General features: G+C 54.9%; 19 protein-coding genes. 8 read left to right on the forward strand and 11 right to left on the reverse strand.

Going from position 1 to position 22,100, the window contains the following annotated elements; all coding sequences use genetic code 11:
• Positions 1 to 82: 82 nt before the first annotated feature.
• A complete protein-coding gene (locus AAGA79_RS01010) occupies positions 83 to 1,855 on the forward strand; it encodes a hypothetical protein (protein ID WP_411826920.1) in 1,773 nt (590 codons plus the stop codon).
• 3 nt (positions 1,856 to 1,858) lie between these two features.
• On the opposite strand, the gene AAGA79_RS01015 is transcribed toward AAGA79_RS01010, so the two are convergent.
• Positions 1,859 to 3,709 carry a cation:proton antiporter gene (locus tag AAGA79_RS01015; protein ID WP_411826921.1) on the reverse strand — a complete coding sequence of 617 codons (1,851 nt, stop codon included), beginning with the start codon at positions 3,707 to 3,709 and terminating at the stop codon, positions 1,859 to 1,861.
• A 99-nt stretch (positions 3,710 to 3,808) separates the two neighbouring features.
• Positions 3,809 to 4,717: a YitT family protein gene (locus AAGA79_RS01020; protein ID WP_411826922.1), complete on the reverse strand. Its 909-nt coding sequence runs from the start codon at positions 4,715 to 4,717 to the stop codon at positions 3,809 to 3,811.
• Between the two features lie 204 nt (positions 4,718 to 4,921).
• Between AAGA79_RS01020 and AAGA79_RS01025 the strand changes: the two genes are divergently transcribed.
• Together AAGA79_RS01025 and AAGA79_RS01030 are read left to right on the forward strand one after the other, a co-directional pair.
• Complete coding sequence (locus tag AAGA79_RS01025; protein ID WP_411826923.1) at positions 4,922 to 5,800, forward strand: NAD(P)-dependent oxidoreductase; 879 nt, start codon at positions 4,922 to 4,924, stop codon at positions 5,798 to 5,800.
• 22 nt (positions 5,801 to 5,822) lie between these two features.
• A complete protein-coding gene (locus tag AAGA79_RS01030) occupies positions 5,823 to 6,536 on the forward strand; it encodes an alpha/beta hydrolase (protein WP_411826924.1) in 714 nt (237 codons plus the stop codon).
• A gap of 61 nt (positions 6,537 to 6,597) precedes the next feature.
• On the opposite strand, the gene AAGA79_RS01035 is transcribed toward AAGA79_RS01030, so the two are convergent.
• Both AAGA79_RS01035 and AAGA79_RS01040 read right to left on the reverse strand, forming a co-directional pair.
• On the reverse strand, positions 6,598 to 9,084 hold the full coding sequence (locus AAGA79_RS01035; RefSeq protein WP_411826925.1) for a DUF1592 domain-containing protein: 2,487 nt from the start codon (positions 9,082 to 9,084) through the stop codon (positions 6,598 to 6,600).
• Between the two features lie 6 nt (positions 9,085 to 9,090).
• On the reverse strand, positions 9,091 to 10,386 hold the full coding sequence (locus AAGA79_RS01040; RefSeq protein WP_411826926.1) for a DUF1552 domain-containing protein: 1,296 nt from the start codon (positions 10,384 to 10,386) through the stop codon (positions 9,091 to 9,093).
• A 125-nt stretch (positions 10,387 to 10,511) separates the two neighbouring features.
• Here AAGA79_RS01040 and AAGA79_RS01045 point away from each other — a divergent pair, with 125 nt between their 5' ends.
• Positions 10,512 to 11,369, forward strand: a complete 858-nt coding sequence (locus AAGA79_RS01045) for a helix-turn-helix domain-containing protein (protein WP_411826927.1) — start codon at positions 10,512 to 10,514, stop codon at positions 11,367 to 11,369.
• Positions 11,370 to 11,384: 15 nt separating this feature from the next.
• On the opposite strand, the gene AAGA79_RS01050 is transcribed toward AAGA79_RS01045, so the two are convergent.
• The 7 genes from AAGA79_RS01050 to AAGA79_RS01080 all read right to left on the reverse strand — a co-directional run bounded on the left by AAGA79_RS01050 (position 11,385) and on the right by AAGA79_RS01080 (position 16,739).
• Positions 11,385 to 12,215 carry a hypothetical protein gene (locus tag AAGA79_RS01050; protein ID WP_411826928.1) on the reverse strand — a complete coding sequence of 277 codons (831 nt, stop codon included), beginning with the start codon at positions 12,213 to 12,215 and terminating at the stop codon, positions 11,385 to 11,387.
• Complete coding sequence (locus AAGA79_RS01055; RefSeq protein ID WP_411826929.1) at positions 12,212 to 12,940, reverse strand: hypothetical protein; 729 nt, start codon at positions 12,938 to 12,940, stop codon at positions 12,212 to 12,214. Before AAGA79_RS01055 ends, AAGA79_RS01050 begins: the two co-directional genes overlap by 4 nt.
• A 92-nt stretch (positions 12,941 to 13,032) precedes the next feature.
• Positions 13,033 to 14,172, reverse strand: coding sequence for a DNA alkylation repair protein (locus tag AAGA79_RS01060; RefSeq protein WP_411826930.1), 1,140 nt, complete (start codon positions 14,170 to 14,172; stop codon positions 13,033 to 13,035).
• A gap of 7 nt (positions 14,173 to 14,179) precedes the next feature.
• On the reverse strand, positions 14,180 to 15,082 hold the full coding sequence (locus AAGA79_RS01065) for an MBL fold metallo-hydrolase (protein ID WP_411826931.1): 903 nt from the start codon (positions 15,080 to 15,082) through the stop codon (positions 14,180 to 14,182).
• A 9-nt stretch (positions 15,083 to 15,091) separates the two neighbouring features.
• The gene (gene pyrF / locus AAGA79_RS01070; RefSeq protein WP_411826932.1) at positions 15,092 to 15,871 is read right to left on the reverse strand and encodes an orotidine-5'-phosphate decarboxylase; all 780 of its coding nucleotides are present in this window, start codon (positions 15,869 to 15,871) and stop codon (positions 15,092 to 15,094) included.
• A 41-nt stretch (positions 15,872 to 15,912) separates the two neighbouring features.
• Positions 15,913 to 16,365, reverse strand: a complete 453-nt coding sequence (locus AAGA79_RS01075) for a DoxX family protein (protein ID WP_411826933.1) — start codon at positions 16,363 to 16,365, stop codon at positions 15,913 to 15,915.
• A gap of 32 nt (positions 16,366 to 16,397) precedes the next feature.
• A complete protein-coding gene (locus tag AAGA79_RS01080) occupies positions 16,398 to 16,739 on the reverse strand; it encodes a hypothetical protein (protein WP_411826934.1) in 342 nt (113 codons plus the stop codon).
• A gap of 222 nt (positions 16,740 to 16,961) precedes the next feature.
• Between AAGA79_RS01080 and AAGA79_RS01085 the strand changes: the two genes are divergently transcribed.
• From AAGA79_RS01085 to AAGA79_RS01100, 4 genes are all read left to right on the forward strand, one after another.
• Positions 16,962 to 17,141 (forward strand): CsbD family protein, encoded by a 180-nt coding sequence (locus AAGA79_RS01085; RefSeq protein ID WP_411826935.1) that lies wholly within the window; start codon positions 16,962 to 16,964, stop codon positions 17,139 to 17,141.
• Positions 17,142 to 17,305: 164 nt separating this feature from the next.
• Entirely contained in the window at positions 17,306 to 19,990 is a 2,685-nt protein-coding gene (locus AAGA79_RS01090) for a valine--tRNA ligase (protein ID WP_411826936.1), read from the forward strand.
• A gap of 27 nt (positions 19,991 to 20,017) precedes the next feature.
• Complete coding sequence (locus tag AAGA79_RS01095) at positions 20,018 to 21,145, forward strand: DUF4332 domain-containing protein (RefSeq protein WP_411826937.1); 1,128 nt, start codon at positions 20,018 to 20,020, stop codon at positions 21,143 to 21,145.
• Between the two features lie 5 nt (positions 21,146 to 21,150).
• Positions 21,151 to 22,095, forward strand: a complete 945-nt coding sequence (locus AAGA79_RS01100) for a thioredoxin fold domain-containing protein (protein ID WP_411826938.1) — start codon at positions 21,151 to 21,153, stop codon at positions 22,093 to 22,095.
• The last annotated feature ends 5 nt before the right edge of the window (positions 22,096 to 22,100 follow it).

Consider the following 22,100-nt stretch of genomic DNA (forward strand, 5'->3'; position numbering starts at 1 on the left):
GCGGAGATTTGCAGGAATCGGGGCGCGGCTGCAATGTTCTCTTGTCCGATTGCGTAAAAATGAAAGGCTAGGAGCCAAAGATATGCGTTTTTTGTTTTTTAATTTTCTTAGAGCCGCGGTGGCGGGGCTTCTTGTGACGGCTTTGTATGCGGGGCCTTTTGTGGGGCCTGCCGATGTGGTCCCTCCGTTCCGCAGGGATCTTTTGCCTATTTCGGTGAATACGATGATCGATTTATCCAAAGGGCTGACGGTTCTCCCGCAGGTCGGGACGATGGGCACGGCGGAGAAGAGGAGGGCTGTCGCGCAGGCCCTTGCGTTGGCGTTGGCGCTGGATCCTGAAAACAAGACGGCCCGGGAGTTTATCAGGGCTTTGGAGAGGGGGGAGACGTTGCCGGAGGAGGATTCGAAGGATTTGACGATGGCGAAGGCACGGATCTGGCAGGTTCATGCATGGCTGGAGACTGAAGCAGCGGGTAAGGATGGGAATCTTTTGGCTGCCTTGATGGGGGATTCCCTCAGTGTGCTGGATGCTGGGAATCCTTTATCGAAGGGGATTCGGGAAGGTGGTGATAAGGGAAGATGGGAGGATTGGGTGGCTCCGCTCTCTGATTTCAAGGTCCAGACGGTGGTGAAAAATGAGCCGCAGGCAGCGGAAACGGTAAGTGACGAACTTCCCGATGAGCCCGGCAAGAAGCCCGATATGCCCGGGATCAAGCTGGGCGAAGGTCGGGTGGAAAGTGTTTCCTTTCAGCGTGCTCGCCCGGATGAGCCGTATCAGCTGGCTCCTGTGAAATTTTCCATGAAGGCGAACGGGGCGGAGGGTGGCGAGGAAGGTTTCCGGGTGAAGATCGATAGTCTATCCAGCGACGGTAAATCCGGGGAGAGGATTGAGAAGACTGTGAACGCGGCGCTAATGAAGATCCACGGCGCTGTCCCGGAGCGCGGTGTGATCAGGATTTCCGCGGATGGATTGCGCAAGTATTCCTACAAAATGAACGGGGAAGATATCTCCGGAGCAGCATTTCTTTTGGCAGAGTCTGCTATTTCCGGGAAAGGTGTGAATACAGCGGTGATCGGTAAAATCGATGGGGAAGGTAAGTTTGTTTTGCCTGATTATTTCTGGGGAGACCTGGAGGCAATCCAAGGCGGGGATGGCGGACGCCTGATACTGCCGGCGGAGGCCTACGAGTATCTGATGGGCGTTCTGGTGCTGGAGAAGCCTGAATTTTTTCTGAAATATGAGGTCTTGCTGGCGAGGGATGCGGAGGAACTAATCCGTTTGGCGAGAACCGAGCCTTCGGAGGAGGATGCTGAGATTTTCGCGAAATTTGCCGAGATCCGGAAGAGGTCCAAGGGCGAATTTGTGTGGAGCTTCCTGGCAAACACCTTTGTAAGGCAGCGTTTGGAGGATCTGGCGAAGGTGGCTCCATTTCATGCATCAGCCAAACTATTGGCGATCCAAGGAGCCGGCGGGCGGCCCCGGGTGCTTTCGCGGAAGCTGCTGGCGGCGGAGATTTTGCGGATGATCGATCCGGTGGAAATCAAAGAGGTCCACCAGGTCCACGCGGACGGAGGGGTAACCGCGGTGCAGGTGAAATATGAAGAACTGCGCGAACGTTTGAGCGGCCTGGAGCGCTATACCGATAGCCAGGATCAGGATTTGCTGAGCGCCGGGCAGGGGATAGCCTCGACGATGAGGGATCTGGCGCGGGCAGCCAGCAAGGTGAATTACGAAGATAGGTTCACCGATACGAAGGAGGCCCTCGATGATTTGAAATCCCGGAAGCGTGCTGTGAAGAAAATGCTTTCGGAGATTACCGGGGATCCCGTTTTGATACTGAATAGCGGTGAGTAGAACTTAAACCGGGTCCGGAAGCTCGTCCTTGGGGATCAGTGAGAAGATGGTTGTATCCTCGTGCACGTCTTCGAGATCCGGCGGGGCGATGCGGAGGCCTTTGTTGTCGCTGAGGAACATGATGATGGCCGCAGGGTAGGTTTCCATGAATTTCTCGAAGTCGAATTTCTCGGTGATGAGGGTCTTCTTCATCTGGCCACCTTCTGAGACGATTTTGGTGAGCATCGCGTGGTCCGGGCGGTCGGTGAAGGCATTCTGGCTGCGGATGTCCCCTGAAATAGCCTTGCGGTGATGCTGGTCGCGGTCCGAGGGGGCGAGCTGCCAAACACCGGCGCGGCCGAACTGGTGGATGAAGCGTTGGGCTGCCATGGAGTTGACCTCATCATTGGGAGTGCCGGCGATGAGGGCGCCGATCCCGTTGAGATCGAGTTCTTCTTCGGCAAATTCCGAGAGGATGTTTGCTGATTTTCCTTCGAGTCCGAGCATTTTTGCGGAGGATATGTTCCCGTAGTTGGTATCGAGAAGCAGAACCCGGTGGTTGTCGTCGTGGAGAACTTTCGCAGCCTGGCGGGCCCATTGGTCTGCACCGGCGAAGAGGATTCCGGTGGCGTTTTTCGCGGCGAGGCCCAGGCGGCGGGCCAGTGGAGTGGCGGCGAGGCCGTAGATGGATACAGTGCCGACGATGACCAGGAAGACGAGTGGGACCAGCTCCTGGGACTGGCTGAGAATGGTGGAGGAAGTGTCTGGGCCGAAGTTTCCAGCGAGAGCGATCTCCTCGAATTCCAGGGCGAAGATGGCGGTAACGGCTGCTGCGACGATGCCGCGCGGTGCGAGGGCAGCGAGGAAGATGCGCTCTTTGAAATTGGTTCCTTTCGAAAATAGAAGGGAGGCGAGAACAGAGAGGGGACGGCCGATAATGACGAGGAAGGCGATGAGGAAGAGTCCTTTTCCAAGGGTTTCATGAAGCTCTGCGGCGGAAATCCTGCCGGAAAGAACGATGAAGAGGACTGAGATGATCAGGATCCGGAGGTTTTCCTTGAACTCGAGGATGTGACGGACCGAGACGGTGCGCTGGTTGGCTAGTGCGATGCCGAGAACGGTGACGGTGAGGAGTCCGGCCTCTTTCTCGACCATGTTCGAGAGGGTGAAGGCGAGTGCGACGACAGCGAGTAGGAAAACGGGCTGAAGATAGTCAGGGACGAGGTGTTTCCTGAGAAGGAATTCCACGATTTTTGCGAGGATGAGTGCGCCGATGATGCCTACTGCGAACATCATTCCGATGGCTGTGAGGATACTGGATTGGGCGGCTGCGATATCACTGGCGACGGCGATTTTGAAAACGAGAACGGCGAGGATGGCGCCGATGGGGTCAACGACGATGCCTTCCCATTTTACAATGGAGGCCATTTTCCGGGTCGGGTTCACATGGCGGAGGAGGGGGGCGATGACGGTGGGGCCGGTGACGGTAAGGATGGCACCGATAAGGGCGGCAAGGCGAATATCGTAGCCCAGGCCGAGAGTCATGAAGGCGGTGGTGAGGCCGAAGGAAAGGATGACGGCAAGTGTGCAGAGACGGAGGATGGGGAGACCGGATTCCTTCAGCTCCCGGAATTTCAAGGTAAGGCCTCCCTCGAAGAGGATAATAGCGACGAGCAGGCCGACGGCGGAGAGAAGTGGGTTCGAGTGGCTGTCTCCGGTTGCGAGGAAATCATCAATGCGGACCCCGGCGAATTGGCCGAGGGCAAAGCCGAATCCCAGGAGTAGAAGGATGGAAGGGAGCTTGAATTTCCAGGCGATCCATTGGGCTGCTACGCCGAGAACCAAGACCAGGGTGAGGTAAATGAGAGGGGTCATATAGTGAAATAATTAGCTGTGTGTGTGCCTGAGGCAAAGAAATAAGACGCTGTTCGGGGCGGCTGCAAAGAGGCTGCAATGGTGATATGCAAGGCGCCTTTATCCGATGGGAGAGATGTAGTAACGGCTGGAGATGCCCTCGATATCGTGGAAGTAGTAGAAGCAATCCGGATCCGAGCTTTGGACTGCTGAGATCATCTGCGGGAGCTCTTCCTGGGTAATGATGCTTCTGATGATACTAAATGGCTCGCTACTATGGCCGCCGGTGCCTTCATCCACGGTGTAGGTGCGGTGGGCGGATGTCGAGGTGATGGATTTTCCCACTTCTTTCTCTTTCCGCGTGATGACGGTGAGCATGGTGATTTTGAATTTCTTGTAGAGGTTGTTGAGTGTCTCCGCGGAGACAAAGATGTAGATACAGGTATACATCAGGGTGTTAACAAGGGGCTCGAAGTCTCCGTTTTTCAGGAAATCCAGTCCGAGGCCGAATGCGGTGGATCCGACGGAGGCAATAATGGCGATGGAGCCGACGGGCTGGAGATATTTGATGGCAAAATAGGCTCCGAGAATGTCCTCGTCTCCGGTGGAGCCACGGCTTCTGAATGCGATTGCTTTGGCGACTCCGGCGAGGATGCCGCCGAATATGACAAGTATGATCCGCTCATTCTGTGGCTCCGGTTGGGCAAAACGAAGCTCCGGCATGAATATCAGTGATAAAACAACAGTGGTGACCACCACCAGGGACCTAACCGCAAAAACCCTGCTGACTCCGACGAAACCGAACGTGAGGAGTCCTGTCTGGAAAACGATATAGAGTCCTATGAACAGCCAGTAGCTTTCAAAATAATAGGACAGTGCTGTGGCGATGCCTTCTGTGCCGGTGAGGATGACCTTGGATGGGAGGACGAAATATTTCAGGGCGGCCGCATACAGAAATCCTGAAAGTAGGATGAGGATGTAGTCCTTCAGCAATTGTTTGAAGGGTGTTTTCGTTTTCTGTGCGGTCATGGATGCGTGTTGCTGCGGGATCGGTGGATTTTCCTTTGCTATTGTTACAGCGGAACGGATCTCGGGAATTACTTTTTTGCTTTTGATGTGGTAAATTTCGGCCCGGAGGATGTGGGAATGTATGCAGTAGCGCTATTTTAGCAGAATGCGAGGGATTGATGGCTGGTCCCTTTACTTTCGTGCGGGTTGTCTTAGGGGTAGTGCATGAAACCACGAATCGGAGTTGTAGGAGTCGGGCGTATGGGAGCGAACATGGCGCGCCATCTGAAAGATAGCGGATATAAGATCGGGACGGTGTATGATCTGAATGAGGATTTAGCGAAGGAGATTGCAGAGGAATTGGGCGCGGAGCAGGTGGCTGATCTGGCAGCTGTGACAGCGGGAGCGGACGTGGTCTTAACGGTGGTGACCGATGATGAGGCAATGCGGTCAATTTTCACGAAAGACAGGCTGCTGAAAGATGCGGAGGGGAAGGTTTTCCTGAATTGTGCGACGCTGACTCCCGAGGTGCAGGTGGCAATTGAGGAGAAATGCAATGAAGCGGGGGCGAAGACGCTGGAGGCTTGCATGGCTTCGAGCATCACCCAAGCACGCGAGGGGACGCTGTATCTGATGATTGGCGGTGAGGAAGAGGTCTTTGAGAATAACAAGGAACTGCTGGAGGTGCTTTCCACGGCGCTGAGATTCGTGGGGCCTGCCGGTTCCGCGGCGAAGGTGAAGGCACTGGTAAATATGGTAATGAACATCAATACGGCTGGTCTGGCGGAAGGGCTGGGCCTGGGCGATGCGCTGGGGCTGGATCTGGCGATGCTGCGCGAAATTTTTTCGCAAACGGGTGCGAATTCACGGGTGCTGGAAACAGATGCGGAAGATATGGTGACGAGGGATCACGATTGCTATTTCTCTGCGGCGCATGCTGCGAAGGATAGTGGAATTGCCAACAACCTGGCAAAAGGAGCGGGGGTGGCAGTGCCGCTTTCCGAGGCTACGGAAGGACAGTATCGGAAGTTGATCAATGCGGGGAAAGGTGAGCTGGATAAGTCCGGCGTGGCGGAGCTCACGTTCAAGGGACGGGAAGACTAGATTTTATTTTACGAAAACGATTATGGAAATTGCCAACAAGCAGGGAGAGCGGATCGATCATGCGGTTCATGAAGGAGCGCGTGAGGATGTGCTGGTGGTTTATGGCCATGGGGTCACGGGGGACAAGGATCGCGATCTGATGGTGAAGGTGGCCGAGGGACTGGCTGAAAAGGGCTGGCCCGGGCTGCGAATCTCATTTTCAGGTAACGGAGCTTCCGAAGGCAAATTCGAGGATAGCACAATCTCCAAGGAGGTGGCGGATCTTCAGGCTGTGCTGGATGTGGTGAAGGAGGACAAAAAAATCGTATACGTGGGGCACAGCATGGGAGGTGCGGTGGCTGCGCTGACCGCTGCGCGAGATCCGAGGATCGACGTGCTCGTGACACTAGCGGGAATGGTGCGGACAAAGGAGTTTTGCGAGGCGGAATTCGGCGATGTAACGCCGGGAGAGGGTTGCATGTGGGAGGATGAAACGAAGCCGCTTTCCCAGGCTTTCGTGGATGATCTCCATCAGATCGAGCATACCTTTGATGCGGCGGAGAGTGTGCCGGTGCCTTGGCTTTTATTCCATGGAACGGCGGACGATGTGGTATTGCCGCAGGATAGCGTGCATGTGCACCGGAAGATTACCGCGACGAAGAAGCTGGTGATGGTGGAAGGCGCCGGTCATATGTTTGACGGGCATTATGATCTCCTTGTGGAGGAGATTGATGGCTGGCTGAGCGAGGTTTTGTGATTGCTACCGGGCTTGCTTTCCATGGGTAGTTCCGGCGGATTTCGGGGGGCGATCCAGCGAACTATTTTTTGAAAAGTGGGCTTAGCGCGACTTCCTTGATGAGGGTGCGGGTGGGGTAGTTTTCCTGTTTTGTCTTCTCGAGGATTTTTTTGATTTCCGGTTGGTCCGAGAATTCAATGCGGCGGCCCAGGGCGTAGGTCAGGAAAGATTCCGTGAGTTGGTGTGCCAGGGGGTCGGTCTGTGTTAGGAGCAGCCTTTTGAGATCGCGTACGTTGGCGAATGATTGGCCCCCGGGGAGGGTGCCACCGGGCTGAATAGGGATTTCTTTTTTGCCAACGGTTTCGGTTTCACGCCAGCGGCCGATGGTATCGAAGTTTTCCAGGCCGAAGCCGATGATATCCATCACCTTGTGGCAGGAGGAGCAAACGGGTTGGCTTTGGTGGAGAATGACCATTTCCCGGTTTGTTTTGGGCTCTTTGGTTGCGGATCCGAGTTCCGGGACGTTTGGGGGTGGTGGAGATGGTTTGTCATTGAGGATTTTCTCCATGACGAGTGCGCCGCGGATGACGGGGGATGAGCGCTCTCCATTGGAGCCGGCAACGAGGAAGGCTGTTTGAGTAATTAGGCCGCCGCGTGGGGAGTTTTCCGGGAGGGAGATTTTCTGGAATTCGTTCGTCTTGGTGGCCGGGAAGGGGAGGTCGTAGTGGTTGGCGAGTGCAGCGTTGACGGTGACGAAGTTCGAATGGATTAGATTTTCCGTGGGGAGGTTTTCCTCGATGAGCGTGCCGAAGAATTCCTGGACCTCTCTTTTTGCGTCGCGCTGCAGGGCTTCGTTGAAGCGGTAGTATTTGCTGTCATCGATGGTGATGGCATCGTAGCGATCAAGTTCCGCCCATTGATCGATGAAGCCGTCGCGGAAGGCCCGGGCTTTCGGGTCGTCTAGAAGTCGATCGATTTGAGCGGAGTATTGGGCGGGATCCTTAAGGTCCGATGCGTATAATTCCTCGTCCGGGGGGCTGCTCCAGAGGAAATAGGAAAGGCGGATGGCTAATTCGCGGCTGGTGAGTTCGGGGTGTGGGCTATCTTGTGCGGGCGCGGCTTCCTGAATGAAGAGAAAGCCGGGGGAGGAGAGGATGATAGAGATGACTTCCGCCATGGATTCCCTGTATTTGATTCCGGCGGCGCGTTGCTCCTTGAAGTGATCGTGGAGGGCCTTGATGTAGGCTGGATCCGGGGTTTTACGGCGGAAGGCGTGATAGGTGAATTGCTGGATGAAGTTGAGTGCCTGGTGATCCCGGTGGAGGATGGCGCTGCCTTTTCCGGTGGGTGTGTCCGGGTATAGGATTTCCTCGATGATGGGGCGTTTTTCCGGGTAGAACGGGCCTTCTATTTCCAGCCAATCGATCCAGATGGAGGCGTTGGGATCCGAGGCTTTGGTATTTGCGGCAATTTTCCTGAAGTAGGAGTTGGTGGATTTCGGGGTGTTTTCGCTGACTTTCAGGGAAATTCTGTTTTGCCCCATGAGTTGGCGGACGGGCATTTCCGCGGACTCGGGGTTTTCAGTGGTGCCGCGAAGTTTGAGTGTGCCGAGGATCCGATCGCTATCGCTGATGCTGACGATTTTGCGAAGTTCGTTTGTTTTGCCATTGAGATTATGAAGCCCGCCGCGGATGCGGATGAGGTAGTCAGCGCGTGGGTCGCCGGGTGCTGCTACGTTGGCGGTTTTGACGATACTGCTGAGGTAAACGCCGGTTTCAGCTTGAGGGTATTGGATGTAGTTGCGTGGTCGTTCGACGCGGGTTTCCCATTGGCGGAAGAGTATTTCTTTTTCCCCCTGATCTTTGAAGCCGCTTTCTTTCCACGATTTTCCGGCCTCGATAAGGGCTTTTTTACGGTCAAACTCGGCGACTTTCTTGAGTAAATTCCCGACAATATCTGTTTCGGGCTGAGTGCGGCGGATGGTGGACTCCTTGTAGGAGGTGGTGTTGGTTTTGATCGATAAATCGGCGATTTCACGGCCGAGAGTCAGGTATTTTTCGAAATGGGCGGATGTGAAGAACTGGTCTTCTCCGACGGTATCGAAGGTTTCGCTTTCACTGTTTTCCGGGATATCGTGGGGGTTGAGCTCGAAGCCAAAGAGATCGCGGATGGTGTTATTGTATTCGCGGCGGTTCAGGCGGCGCATTTTGATTTCCCCGCCCTGTGAATTGAGATTTTGTTGGGCGGTTTCGAGGCTGCCGGTGAGGGTTTCCAGGAGATCGTTGAGTTCTGCTGAAGGCGGTTGTTTTTCGTCTTCCGGGGGCATGTCTCCTCCGTGGAGTTGATCGAGGACATCCTGCCAGCGTTGGGCAGTGTCGTTGTTGGTTATTTCCCAGTTGGGTTGGTCGAAGCGGACCTGGCCTTTTTGTTTATCCGGGCCGTGGCAGGAGATGCAGTAGTTCTCCAGGAAGGGTTGAATTTTTTCCTGTGGAAGTTCTATGTGATTTTGGGCGTGAGCGGCGGTGACTGTGAGCAGCAGGAATCCCAGGAAGATGATGGTGCGGGGCATTTTCCTTTAGGAGAGGAGTTGGGGGATATTTCCGGTGCTGTGGCTGAAATTTTGGACGGGGACATCGGCCTGTTGCATCAGGGTGAGCCAGTAGTTGGCGAGGGGGGTATCGGCTTTGGGAAGGATGAGGTGGCTGCCGTGCTTGATGTTTTTGGCTGCGCCGCCGCTGAGGATGGCGGGGACGTTTTTAAGTTCGTGGCCGCTGCGGAGGTTGGAGCCGTAGCTGAGGATGCAGTTGTCAAAGAGGCGTGAGCCGTCGCTGTCTTTCGCTTCCTTGAGGCGATCAATAAAGTGGGCGAGGAGGGTGGAGCATTTTTGATCGCGCTGACGGGAGGCCTCGGTGCGCGGTTCCGAGAATCCGTAGTGGCTGAGGGAGTGCGCCTTGAGAGTGATGCCCATGCCGGAGAGCAGTGAGGTGACGGGCTGGCGATAGGTGACGACGTTGGTCATGCCGGTCTGGAGGGCGACAATGATCATGTCATACATAAGGTGGATGGCTTCTTCACCGGAGATGCCTTCGTCTGGTGCGTCGAAGGGTGCCTTTGGTTTCGGGGTATCGGCCCAAATGGCTTGGCGTTCGAGGCCTTTTTCCACCTGGCGGATTCCGGTGAAATATTCGTCCAGCTTCTCGTTATCGTTTTTGCTGAGGGTGCGTTTCATGTGCTGCCCATCGAGGCGGACGACATCCAGGATGCTTTGTTTTTCCTTGAGTTGTGACTGGAGCTGGGAGCCGGAGTCCGCGGCTGTTGCGAAGAGCTGGCGGTAGAGGGCAAGTGGGGTATTGATGCCGGGGATCGGGTTTCCATCGGCGTCCCAAGAAAGTGAGAGCCCTGCGCCGTGGCCGGAGTTTTGCATGCCGTCTTCCTCATTTGCGGAGAGGATGAGGGATGGGTAGCGGGTGTCCTTGCCGAGGTGTTTGGCGGCCAATTGATCGCAGGAGATGGAGTTGAAGAAGCGTTTTCCGGGCGTGCCCGCGACGTTGGCACCGGTGAGGTATGAGGAGCTTCCACCGTGTGGGTTGGTGGCGCCGAGGTTGGTGAGATTGGAGACCATTGTCAGGTCATTCAGGTGGCGCTTGAGCGGGGCCAGGCCTTCTGTCATGCCGATTTCGGCGAAGGGGCCGGCTTTTTTCGGGTAGAACGTTTGCTTGGTGAAGCCAAATCCGCCGCCGAGGAAGATCATGCGTTTGGGTGGGGTGGCGGCGAGGTTCCGGGCAGAGGCAAACGTTTCCAGAAATGGCAATGCCAGGACGGAGGTGCCGAGTCTGAGGAAGGAGCGGCGTGATGTGTTTTGAAAGCGCATGAAACGGTCGTGAATAAATCCTTGCTACTATAACGCGTTTCCCGGGTATTTCTTTCTCTCTGTTAGTTATCTTCAATATTGCTATTGAGATGCATTAGCTTAAACGGATAATCGATTGAGCTCCGATGAAACTTCGTAAAACGATATTGCATGATGATGGCTGCGATATGCGGCTGACTCATTGGGGCGGGGTTTCGGGATTTTCCGAGGATTGGGGAGTCACACTGGGGAGATCCCGGCATATTTTCTGCCTGAATTTCGGGGGGGATCTGATGATTCTACAGGGTGAGAAGCGGATCCACTTGGTCGGGCAGATGATCGGGAGTTTCCGGGCTGCCGGGGATTTGACTGCTGCGACGATGGCTACATCGAGGAGAGCGTATGATTTCCTGGTGCTGGAGGTGAGCTCCGAATGGATTTCTGACTTTTTTAGGGGTGGTCTGGGGGGTGAAGCGGGAAATTACGTAAGGTGGTGGGAAGAGGGATCTGTAGATAGGCTGGCACCGGCTCGGGTTCTTACGCAGTGGGAGCACTCCATTTATTCGGTGATACAATCTCCGCCCGAAGATGGTCTTGTGCGGGATTTATGGATACACGCGCAGATCCGGGGATTCATGAGTCTTCAGGTTTTCCGGAAGGACCGTTCACTGTTCTGTGTGCGGCAGAAGGATGTGATGAAAACACGGGTTGCCAGCACGCTTTTGCGGCTGCGGGAGGATCTCGATCAGCCGCTGGATCTGGCTGGGCTGGCGGAGCGGGCATCGCTGACGGCAACTTCGTTAAGCCGCCTGATCAGCAGTGAAACGGGCAAAACTCTTTCACGGCATTTACGTTCTATGAGGGTTGAACGGGCGCTCCAACTGATCACCGAGGAAAAGTGCTCTGTGACCGAGGCGGCTTTCGAAGTGGGCTACAGTAGTCTCAGTCATTTTACCAAGGCGTTTATGATCGAGACGGGCCGGAAGCCTTCGGATTTTCTTTAGATTTCGGATCTCATACTATCTGCCATCCAGAATGTTTGCCCAGCGCTCGAGGTGCTTGTCCCCGGGGATGAGGATATCGAGTGAGACGGTCCCGAAGGAGTTGTAGATAGAGATTTTCGAGTGGTTTTCACCATCCATGTGTAAGGTTTCGAGACGCATCATATGAATGTTTCCAAGGTCAATTTCCACGATGCTGCAAATATCGTGGGAGACGATGGAGATGAATCCGTTTTCGAGGGAAAGCTGTCCATCGACTACGGTGACGGATAGGGAGGTGGCTTTCGAAGATGCCTGGAAGGTGATACTCGGTTCCGTGGAAAGGACGTCTGAGATCCAGTGGTAGAAGGGAAGTTGCGCGGCGTTTTCGCGTCTCCATTTCGAGGCTTTGGAGCAGCACTTGCATGGCTTCCTGGTTTTGCTTTCGAGTTGGTTAAGAAGCTTGGTCTGCTCTTTCCTGCCTAGGTGGGAGCGGCGGCAACCGGCGAGATTGAGTGAAAACAGCTCGGAGTCCGAAATATTGGGGATAGCGGCAATCATGAGTGCGCGGAGGCTGTCCTGTGAGATAAATTCGATGGCTTCAAAGCCACGTTCCTGATGGGTGAGCGTGGTGCCGATCACGCTGGTGATTTCTTCCGGGCGGACGGAAAGACTGGCATCCGGGAAGGTGTAGGTGCCGCCCGCGTCGAGGATGAGGAGGTCGAGAACGCTGCCGAGTTTTGAGATTTCCGCGACTGGGTTTCTAGTGTGCAGATAGAGTTGGTCCGAGTGTTCTATGTTGCAGAGAATTTGGGCGGGGGAGGTTCCGTAGAGGTGATAATTTTCAGTGGAAATAGGATTTCTATTCATCGGATTTGGAGTGGTAGAGGGGTTGTGGCTCTGTGACGGGTGAGTTGCAGTTTGTTGTCCGCCAGGTAGCTGAGGCGGAAATCAGGGTCTCCGGCGTCGGCGTAGACGACGGTTCTGCAGGCGCGGTCCGAGATACGAATGATGTTCCGCTCCGAGTCGACAAAGCTGGGTTTGCAGGAGGTATGAATGTGGCAGGTTTCCGCCTGGAGGTGGATTTCCAGATGCTGGCAGTGGCGGATGGTCTGGCAGGCTTCCCGGGCGAGCAGATGATCGGTGTTTTCGGCGCACTTCGGTCCGAAATCGTCCATCCAGAATCCGGCGCCAAGGTTTCGTGCATCCGGGCAGGCGACGGGTTTGGGTATACTTTCGAGAAGAAATTTCCGAAGGATGGGTGAATTCCACTCAAGTGCCTCGAGGCGGAGTGTACATGATACGGTCTTTCCGGGGCGCGCCACCGCAAGGGTGGGCTTTGATGTTTCGTGATCGCGCAGGAGGTACAAATCAGAGCCCTCCATGAGCATGGGGCTGTGTGCGTCGACCTCCTGAGAGGGCGAGTTGGTGTATTTGGAAAGGCTCAGACCTGGCTCTCTTAGGACGAGGGTAGTTTGCCCGAGGGTGGTGAAATCACGCACGATCTGCTCTGTGCCAGCGGTGAGCCGAAATGCGCATGCACATTGCGCGTCGGGTTGCTTTTTCCATTTGCAGGCCATGAGAGAAATCATCATGGGTGCTGGAGAAATCCGCTAGCGGTGGGTTTGCAGGGATTAGCTGCCTGTTGGCAAATTTACCGTTATTGGGGGCTTTCAACTGCTCACTTTCAGTTTTGCCGGGCCGGGGTGAGAGCGAATTTTCCGATTTCCGTGCTTTGGCCATTGATGAGGATTTCGATGGCGTGCCCGCCGGGGTAGAGGGCACGGATGGTGGTGAGGCGGAAGGAGTGTCTTTTGGAAAATGAGGTTTCCTTGCCTGGATCAAGGGTGATGGTTTTCCATTTGAAAACCTTCGGTGAGGTTTGCCCGGATTTCCTGATGTAGTGGACTGCGTAGTCGATCAGGAGTTTCTGAGGCTCTGCGGATGAAGAGCGGAGAGTGAGTGTCATCGGCAGGGATGAGCCGATTTCCACGGTTTCGGAATCGAGAGTGAGCTGGCTGGAGATGTTTTCCGGCGGGGCGTAGCCAAGGAGTGTCAGAGCGCCCGGGTGGCCATTCTTGACGAGGGTGCGGAGTGCATGGCGGATTAGCCGGGCGGTTTCCGGGGTGGTGCTCTGGCTTCTCCAACTGGCGCATTTTTTCACGACCAAATCCGGGTGGTCTTTTGCGATGTCGTTGAGGCTATTGGAAACGGAGCGGCGAACGTAGAGTTCCGGGTCGTTTTTCAGCGCGTCCAGAATTGGGAAAAGGGGGGAAGGATTGGAGACGAGGTAGGGGATCTGCTTGCCCCAGGGAAGTCTTGGGCGGGAGCCTTCGGAGCACCAGCGGCGGACGTGTGGGTTCGGGTGCTGGGTGAGCTTCTCGAGTTGAACGAGGGTTTGCTCCGGATGTGCGATGATGAAGGGGCGGATGGCGAATTCGCCGGTGAAGCGTTGGGTGAGCTCGGTAAGCGCGGCGATGGATTCCGCCGGGTGGGGGACGCCGTGATCCTCGATAAATTGGGCGATGGGCCAGAGATGCCAGCCGCATGAGAGTGTTTCGCAGTCCGGGAGTGCGGGAGGGAGGCTGCGGATGAGGATCTCGATGGCCTCTGGAATGCTCGGCGGGAGTGTGGAGGCGAGAGCTTGGGAGAATTGTCTGACTCGGGCTTTTAGCTCGAATTTCTCCAGGTCCGCGAGGGCGATCTGGAGGAATGTTTCGCGGTCGAATGACGGATGTACGGAGTGAACTGCGGTGGCTAACAGCCCTGCTGAATCGCGGTTGATCCAGTTTTTGAAAGCGGTGTTTTCTTTGTTCGAGGGGGCCATGATTGGTTTACCACTCGATGCCAACACCTTCCTCTGGGATAAGGATTTTTTCGCTGATTCCAAGGCGATCTGCTTCGGTGAGGAGACGCTCGACGGGTTCTTCGAGTGCTTCGTTTCCTAGCGGGAATGTGCCGTAGTGCATTGGGATGAGAACCTTGGCGCCGAGATCGATGAATGCCTGGACAGCTTGCTCTGGGTTCATGTGGACATCGCGGCCGCTGGGTGATTCGTAGGCGCCGATGGGCATGAGTGCGATATCGATTTCGTGGCGTTTTCCGATTTCCTCAAAGCCTTCGAAGTAGGTGCTGTCTCCGCAATGAAATACGCTTTTCCCGCCTGCTTTGACGAGGTAGCCGCCGTAATCGCGGTGGGTATCGTGGACGTAGCGGGCACCCCAGTGATGGCAGGGTGTGTGGATGATTTCCATGCCCTTGATCTTTAACTCGTCCCAGATTTTCATCTCGTGAACGGTTGAGAATCCGAGGCGGCTGACGAGTGTCTTGCTGCCCATGGGGACGACGATGCCATCGCTGGACTGGAGGATTTTCAGGCTGGGTTTGTGGAGGTGATCGAAGTGGGCGTGGGATACCAATACGAGATCGACCTCGGGGACGCCTTCGAGGCGGAGGCCAGGCTGGCGGAGGCGTTTGACGGGTCCGTGCCATTTTGCCCAGTTCGGGTCCACGACGACGGAGTTGCCTGCGAATTGCAGGAAAAATGATGCGTGTCCTATCCAGGTGATGCGGACCTTATCCTCGGATGGGGGTTCCAGATTTGGCTCGAGCATGGCGCCCTGGCGGCGGCTGAACATGCCAGGAACGATGCGGTGGCGAAGAAATTTCGCATTGCGGCCGGGCCAGCCCTTTTGTGGGGCCAGGCCGGAATATTTGTTTTCCGAAGGTGGGTTCATGTCGGGCTTTTAGCTGGCTGCGTATTCGGAATTAATTTTCTCCATCCAATACTCGGCACGGGCGCGGAAGCCTTTTTCATCCTGGGCGTAGAGGATGCCGCGGGAGACGTTGATGACATCCGGAGCGGTTCTGCCGGCGGATCCGAGGGCCGCCAGGCTGCCGCCCTGGGCGCCGAGGCCGGGGACGAGAAGTGGAGCGTCGGGCATTTTAGGAAGGACTTCGGCGGAGTTTGTGAGGCCTACTACATAGCCGACGTCTGTTGCGCGGTTTTCTGACTTCGCGCGTTCACCGAGAGCGGTGACGAGCTCGAAGACTTTGCGGCCATCAGCGAGTGTCTGTTGTTGGAAATCCGCGGAGCCGGCGTTGGAAGTGACGGCGAGGAGGTAGATGGCTTTTTCCTCAAAATCGAGGAATGGCTCGATGGAATCGTAGCCGAGAAAGGGGTTGAGGGTAACTGCATCAACATTCCATCCCTTGAAGTAACCTTGGGCGTAATATTTCTGAGTTTCGCCGATGTCGGAGCGTTTCGCATCGAGGATAACGGGAATGTTTTCCGGGATGGCGGCCATGATTTCCTCAAGGACACGTATGCCCTCGATGCCCATGGCTTCGAAGTAGGCCATGTTCGGCTTGAAGGCGGCGGCCCAGACGGCTGTTTGCTCGATGACCTGCATGAGGAAGTCCTTTGCATGGTCGGCGCCGTGCTCGCCGGGACGTGGATCTAAACCTACACAGAGTCGGGAGCCGCTGGATTTGATCCGCTGCTGCAGTTTTTCAGTGAAACGCATATAGGAGCTTTCAACGGATTTTGGTGAATCTCAACAGCGAATCATTCCGAATCGATGGCGGGGGTGCCGGGAGTGCGCCATTCCACATATGCGATGTAGGCGAGAACAACGTAATAGAGGGCGAATTCGATGACTTTCCTCCAGTAGGAGATTTTTTCGGTGCCGCCGAGGCAACCGCAGCTGATATCGAGACCGCGAGCCCAGGCGGAGCCTACGGAAATGGAAAATGCCAGAACCAGTCCGACCATGGCGAGCCACGCGCCTTTCCTCAAAACCCCGAGCATGAAGCAGATGCCCGCGACGACTTCAAGCCACGGGATGAGATAGGCAGTGATGACTGCCAGATCGTGACTGACGAGTTGGTAGTTCTCGATATCGACGACAAAGCGATCGAGGCCGGTGGCGAAAATCTTCATCCCTCCGGCGGTGACAAACCAGGCACCCATTGCTACGCGAAGGATCAGGGCGGCTATCTGGTGGTTGCGGGGATTCATTTGCGAAATTGGTCGCACAACCACGTGGAAAGTCACGGATTTCTATCCCGTGGAAGAGTGGATTTCCTGCCGAAAGCGAAAATCGGGACGCTGCATAGCACCGAGACGAGGAGGACGAGCGGCCACCATTTCACATCACCGGTGGCGGTGGGACCTGCCGAGATCGTTTCGTCATAAGTTTTGTAGAAGTCAGCGGCCCGTTCGCTATCCTCGGGGGCAACCACCACGCGCACTCCGCCAATTGTGTGGGTATATAGCCAATGGACCTGTGGGACATGTTCATCGAAAACATGGGCGGAAATGCCCTCCGATTCCAGATAGGAGCGGAAGAGGTAGGCGTCTTCCGCCTTATAGAAGCGTGCGATGGTATTCATATGGTTGGCAGGTTTCCGGGTATGGATTGCAGATCGATATTTTATAGCACTAAAACGTGCAAGATGCAGCCAAATGATTTCCGGTGGGTGATGACAGGTTTTAGGTGAAGTGTCTTTTGATCCTTTCGCTAAAAGGGTTATGGCGTTTTTTATGAGCCAAGATCAGAGGCGGAACGGAATGTGCAATTCGTTTATGTGAATCTTTAACTAAAATAAAAAACTATGAAATCAGGTAATCAAGACAAAGCAGAAGGCATGGGAAACCAAGTAAAAGGTAAGATCAAGGAAGCCACAGGTGCAGCCGTAGGTAACGAAAGACTGGAAGCCGAAGGCGAGGTTGATCAAGCCGAAGGCAAGGTGCAGGAGAAGACCGGCGACGTGAAAAAAGTCTTCGGTAAATAGAAAGCTTCTAAGTAAAAACTTTAAGCAGCCATGGGATAAATTTCCCGTGGCTGCTTTTTTGTGCTGTGAAATTGGCGGCGCTTTCGACCGGATAGGTAACGTAAAAGGCCCGATTTCCCCCGAAGCTGGACAAATCCGGAACTCTCGCCGAGTATCCGCGCCCCATGTCAGAGTTAGCGAAAGCGTATGAGCCACAAGCTGTGGAGGAAAAATGGTATGCCGCCTGGCAAGAAGCCGGTTGCTTCCGTGCGGATGAAAATTCGGAGAAAGAGGGCTATGCCATCGTTATTCCACCTCCCAATGTCACCGGGATTCTGCATTTGGGCCATGTCTTGAATAACTCGATTCAGGATATTCTTGCGCGCCGCGCACGCCAGCAGGGAAAAGAAGTTCTGTGGCTGCCAGGGACGGACCACGCGGGAATCGCGACCCAGACGAAGGTGGAGCGTGAAGTCCGTGAAAAAGAAGGGAAGACGCGCCATGATCTGGGGCGTGAAGAGTTTCTCAAGCGCATCTGGGATTTCAAAGACAAGCACGGTGATATCATTATCAAGCAGTTGAAGCGGCTGGGTTGCTCCTGCGATTGGTCGCGCGAGCGCTTTACGATGGACGAGGGCTACACCAAGTGGGTGAGCCAGGTATTCGTGGATCTCTTCAATGAAGGGCTGATTTACCGTGGCAAGCGGATGGTGAACTGGTGCCCTGTTTCCCTGACCGCACTTTCCGATGAGGAAGTGATCATGAAGCCTTCGAAATCGAAGCTTTTCACGATGAGATACGAGCTGGTGGACAGCCCCGGCGAGTTCATCGAAATTTCCACAACCCGCCCGGAGACTCTGATGGGCGATGTGGCTGTGGCAGTGCATCCGAAGCACCCGAAGTGGGGTAAACTCATCGGGAAAATGGTGAAACGCCCTTTCCCGGAAGCACACATCCCGATCATCGGCGATGAAGCGGTGGATCTTGAGTTCGGAACAGGTGCGCTGAAAATTACACCAGCACATGACAAGGTGGACTTTGAGATCGGCGTGAAACACGACCTCGAGATCATCGACGTTCTCCATCCTGACGGAAACATGAACACTCCGTATCTGCCGGAGTTCGATGGTTTGGATCGTTTTGTGGCGCGCCGGAAGGCAGCTGCGAAGCTGGAGGAGATGGGTCTGCTGGTCGGGGTGGAGGAATATGAAAATAGCGTAGGTTACTCCGAGCGTGCGGGCGTTCCAATCGAGCCACGTATTTCCATGCAGTGGTTCCTGCGCTATCCGGAGGTTGAGAAATCGACCGAGGCGGTTGCTTCCGGCGAGATCAAATTCCGCCCGGAAAGATGGGCGAAGACGTATTCCCACTGGATGGAGAATCTGCAGGACTGGTGCATCAGCCGCCAGCTTTGGTGGGGGCATCAGATCCCGGTGTGGTATAAAAAGGACAAGCTGGATGAGCTGAAGAATGCCGAGTCGCTTGAGACGAAGGACGCGGCGGCGGGAGATATTTATGTAGGTGTGGAGCCTCCTGCCGAAGGAGAGTGGGAGCGTGACGAGGACGTGATGGATACTTGGTTTTCCTCATGGCTGTGGCCGTTCGCGACCATGTCCGATGTGGGTGAGAATTCAGCGACTCTGAAGAAATTTTACCCGACGGCGGATCTTGTGACCGGCCCGGACATCATTTTCTTCTGGGTGGCACGGATGATCATGGCGGGCTACCGCTTCGAGGATCAGCTGCCATTCAAGAATGTATATTTCACCTCGATCATCCGCGATCTCAAGGGGCGGAAGATGAGTAAATCACTGGGTAATTCACCGGATCCAATCGAACTGATGGACAAATTTGGAGCAGACGGGCTGCGTTTCGGCTTGATGCGCATTGCGCCGGTTGGAGCGGATGTCCGCTTCGATGAAAGCTCGGTTGAGGAGGGGCGTAATTTTGCCAACAAGCTCTACAACGCATGCCGTTTCCGCCAGATGGATGGGAATGAGTTCGTGGCATTGCCGGCGATGGATACCTTGCCGATTTATCACATCCAAGTGATGGCGAAGCTGGACCAACTGATAGCGGACCTGGATGGAATCTACGCGGAATACCGCTTCGGCGAGGTTGCGCAGCGTCTCTATGAGTTTCTCTGGAATGATTTCTGTGACAAATGGCTGGAGGCGGTGAAAGCCGATCTGCGCGAATCCGCTACCGCGGAGGCACGGGCTGCTGCGCTGGGCACTTTCGATGCAGTGATGAGCCGTTATTTGCAGCTTCTTCATCCATACATGCCGCACGTGACCGAGGAGCTTTCCTCCCGGATGAATTATGTGGCTGAAGGTGAATTTGTGATGAGCAAGGCACTTCCGGAAATTCCATTGCTGGGAGATCTTTCGAAAAAGTGCATCGGATCCGCTGAAAAGCAATCTGCTGCGATTTACGAGGCAGCTGCCCGCCTGAGAAACCTCAAGGCCGAGTATAATCTGGGCTCCCGCAAGGATGTGCGTTTCATCATCAAAGGTGCTAGCGAATGGATTTCAAAAGAGCTCAATGTGCTGGCCCTGCTGGCGGGGGCATCGGAAATATTGCCGGATGATTCCTACGATGCGCCGAAGGGAACTCCCGCAGCGGTGACACCTGTGGGTGAGGCCTACATGCCGATGGAGGGCATGGTGGATGTGGAGGCCGAGAAGGTCCGTATTTCCAAGGAAATCGAGAAAATGCTGATCGAAGTGAAGAAGTCCGAGGGGAAACTCGGTAACGCAAGCTTCGTGGATCGTGCACCGCCGGCAGTGGTCGAGCAGGAGAAAGAGCGTCTCGAGGATTGGAAGGTGAAGTTGAAACAACTCGGGGAAATGCTCGACGCGCTAAACTAATTTCCCTTTTCTGTCATAGTCCTCCAAATGCCCGAACTCCGAGATATCCCTGGAATTGGATCGGCCTCTCTCGATTTATTGGAGAGCGCCGGAATTCAAGAATTTCATCAGCTCCTAGCCTACGATGCCGAGCGGCTCGCAGCTGAGCTGAAAAAGGCCAACGACATGCTGAAATTGGCCAAGCGGGATCCGTCCGTGAGTTCGATCGAAAAATGGATGAAGTATGCGGTGGAAGTGGAGGAAGTGAAGGAGCCGGATAGGAAAGAAGATTCCAATGAATCAGAGCAGACTACCGATGAGGAATCTTCTGTTGCGGAGAAATCCGAAGAGGTGGTGGCCATGGGGGAGCCGGTAAACTATGAGACCGACCCTGAGGTGCTTGAAATGCTGAGCGAAGCTCCTTTCGCAATTCCTCTGCCTGGAAAGAAGCTAATGGAGAATGAGTTACGGGTATCGGATATTCCGGAGGGTCAGCTTTTGAGCTGCTATGCCGGGGATCTGGATGTTAAAACCGGAGCTGTGGAGAAGACCGAATTGGCAGAGGGACCTTCCATCCGCCTGGGTGGGAAGGCAGCGAGACCTGGGAAAAAGGAAGCCGAGAAAATGAGAGAGAAACCCAAATTCAAGGCCATCAACTCAACTCACGAAAGAACGGAGAAAGCTCTTAAGCTGGTGCCGGAAGGAAAGGAGGATCGGGTTGCTCTGATCCGCGCGCCTAGAGAGAAAACAAATCGTGGCAAGGATCCAAACTCACGGCGGTATGTTCGCGGAGTTTTACACACCCACCCGTGGAGTCTGCGCATTGGCGGGATGATTACTTTGCTATTGGTGGTGGTAATGCCGCTGGCAATTATTTCCGCATTTTTGCTACTGGTTTCCCGTGAATTCCCAATGACTTTCCCTTGGGTGCCGAAGTGGATTCTCGCGTTTCCAATCGCCTTGCCTTTGGTCGGTTTCGGCTACCTGATCTGGGGCCGTAGCGGGAAGTGCAGGATTTGTAACCAGAGGCTGTTCACTCATAAAGCCGCGCTGAAACATATCAAGGCGCACCGTATCCCCGGCTTGGGGTATGTGATTCCTCTGACGCTGCATATGTTAGCGTTTGGTTGGTTCCGCTGCTCATCCTGTGGAACGCCTGTCCGCCTGAAAAAATAATGCCGATGAATACCCGCCTACCGAAAGCTGTCCTGCACGGGAGTTTTGTTTTTTTTGCTGCGGGCGCGATGCTTATATCCGGCTGTGCAAAAGATGGAGGTGAGGAAGAGGCGAAATCACCCTTCGGTACTTCAGGCATCCCTCCGAAGCTGCGTGGAAGCGCTGGTGCAGGCGGAACTCCGATTATTGCCGGCGGGAATGCACGATCCGAACCAATTCAAATCACACCGGAGGAGGATATTGTTTTCACAGATCCGGACAATCCGGATGCGGGTATCCCTGAGCTGGAGAGACTGATGGCCGCCCCTAAGAAGGGCCCGTGGGAGGATAGCGAGACCTTGGCGAGACAAGAGGCCGCCCGCGAAGGGAAACCGATTTTGATTTGGTTTACGGATTCCGCCCGCAGCCCGATGTGCAAGGCGCTTTCACAAGAGCTTTTCGCGACCAGTGAATTTGGAAAATGGGCGGAGGATCATGTGGTGCGGCTGCGGATTGATACGGGTTTCGAGGTGGATGATACGGATCTCTCACTGGACGAGAAAATCACGCGTAAAACAGATATTGCGAATTACGTGAAGAAGCTGAAGAAGCGTTACAAGGTGCTTGGGCATCCTACGGTTCTCATGTTGAACCCGAGCGGAGAAGTCCTCTGGCGGGATACCGGGTATAAGCGTGGTGAGGGGGATTTTTACTGGGGCCTGATCAAGCAGGCGGAGGCGGCATCCGCCTATCAGTACACGAGCTGGAGGAAGAGTCTCGAGGGCAAGGGTTACCGTGAATGGGAGGGAAAAAAGGGCAAGAAGGTCTTCGCCAAGCTTGTCTCCTATTCGGAAGGAAAATTGATTCTCATCGAACCCGGTGGCGAGCGCTACAAGACGGATGAATCGAAGCTTTCGAAAAAGGATAGGAAATGGATCGAAGAACAAAAAGCGCTAAGAGGAATCGAGTAGATATT

It is taken from the genome of Luteolibacter sp. AS25 (assembly GCF_046736275.1).
GTDB lineage: Bacteria > Verrucomicrobiota > Verrucomicrobiia > Verrucomicrobiales > Akkermansiaceae > Luteolibacter.